This is a genomic window from Weissella sp. DD23 (genome assembly GCF_001579105.1).
GTDB classification, from domain to species: Bacteria; Bacillota; Bacilli; order Lactobacillales; family Lactobacillaceae; genus Weissella; species Weissella cibaria.
In genome coordinates this window covers 41415-42905 of the sequence record NZ_KQ970397.1, presented here as the reverse complement: position 1 = coordinate 42905, position 1491 = coordinate 41415, and the positions used below count along the sequence as shown (strand labels likewise).

The 1491-nt window shown below is 45.3% G+C and carries 2 protein-coding genes; both read right to left on the bottom strand.

The annotated features are described in order from the left end of the window. A partial coding sequence (locus WEIDD23_RS10135) for a 3,4-dihydroxy-2-butanone-4-phosphate synthase (RefSeq protein WP_197458872.1) occupies positions 1-216 on the bottom strand: 216 nt, incomplete at its 3' end. 341 nt (positions 217-557) lie between these two features. Continuing rightward, positions 558-1391 (bottom strand): amino acid ABC transporter substrate-binding protein, encoded by an 834-nt coding sequence (locus tag WEIDD23_RS10130; protein ID WP_010372602.1) that lies wholly within the window; start codon positions 1389-1391, stop codon positions 558-560. Positions 1392-1491 lie beyond the last annotated feature (100 nt).

Genomic DNA, 1491 nt, shown 5'->3' with positions numbered 1-1491 from the left:
CAATCCAAGCCGCGCCGCAATTTCTGGTCCAACAGGCGTGCACATCAATCCAGCCGCTTCACGAAGCATCATATGCACCGTTTCTGGTGTGATATCAGCAGCCAATGCCACTAAATCACCTTCATTTTCGCGACTCTCATCATCTGCCAAGATAATAACGCCCCCTTGACGCAACGTTTGCAAAGCGTCCGGTACAGTGTCAAATGCAGTCTTCATGTTGAAATATCTCCTTTATGCTGATCCATATGTTCCCGATTACAAACTCTAGCTTATCGAGATACTGGGCAAACACAACCCTCGTCAGCCATCAATTTCCAGTAATCCGACGAACGTTCGCGTTTCAACCGTTAACCCACCCCAATTTCAGCTAGCAAACCGTTTCAAAAAACATCACTAAGCTGTATCAACCGTTTAATACTTAAAAATGTTCGGCATATTTAAGCAGGCACACGCCACAAAAATGAACGTAAAACAAAAAGCCGCAAATCCGCCGATTTAAATCGGGAGATTTGCGACCTTAGCAAGTCGGACAGAAACTGCTATCCCGCCCTTATTGTTTAATCATTATTTTTGGTGCCAAAGTAACGTTCAGAAACTTTATCTAACGTGCCATCCTTCTTAAAGCCCGTTAAGACCTGATTGACCTTTTCTCGTAAGGTCACATCTCCCTTACGGAACCCCACACCATACGCGTCTTCACCATAACCCGTCTTAATAATTTCGAAATCAGCCGGATTAGGTTCGTGCGCCACATAATAACGGGCGTAGTCCATATCAATCAAAACTGCACTTACACGGCCAACTTGCAAATCATTCAAAGCTTTATCGAACGTGTCATATTGTACCGGTGCTGAACCCAAAAAGTCCTTTAATACCTTAGGTTTCTCGTTGAAGACCGTCAAACCAGCTGAACCAGTTTGAACAGCTAACGTCTTACCAGCCATCTGTTTAATCGTATCGATTTGGTTACGCTTTAACGTGACTAGTACTTGTGAATCGTTGTGATATGGCACCGAGAAGGCGACCTTCTTTGCCCGGGCTGGCGTCATTGTATAACCATTCCAAATCATGTCAATGTGACCAGTATCCAACTCCGTTTCCTTCATTGACCAGTCAATGGCTTGAAACTTAACCCGCAACCCCAATTTTTTGAAGGTTGCCCGGGCCAAATCCACATCAAACCCAACTAACTTACCGGACTTGTCTCGGTAGCCCATTGGCACAAAGGTATCATCTAGTCCCACAACAACAGTCTTATCTGCAGTCACTTTGCGCCAAGTATCATTTGCGTGTGACGTTCGATACCAAACAAAGCCAACCAGCAAAGCCAGCACGACGAGTACAATCCCGTTCCCAATAATTTGACGACGCCAATTAATCTTCTTTTTCATACGCAGCCCCCTAGCGTTCTACATCTGTCCCAAAATCAAATGTCTTATCCGCGACCGCTTCCGCAAACGGCAAATCGTGTGTCACCACCAACTGCGTTAC

Excerpts from the sequence above, each read along its gene's own strand:
- WEIDD23_RS10130 (WP_010372602.1), bottom strand. The coding sequence starts at position 1,391 with ATGAAAAAGAAGATTAATTGGCGTCGTCAAATTATTGGGAACGGGATT.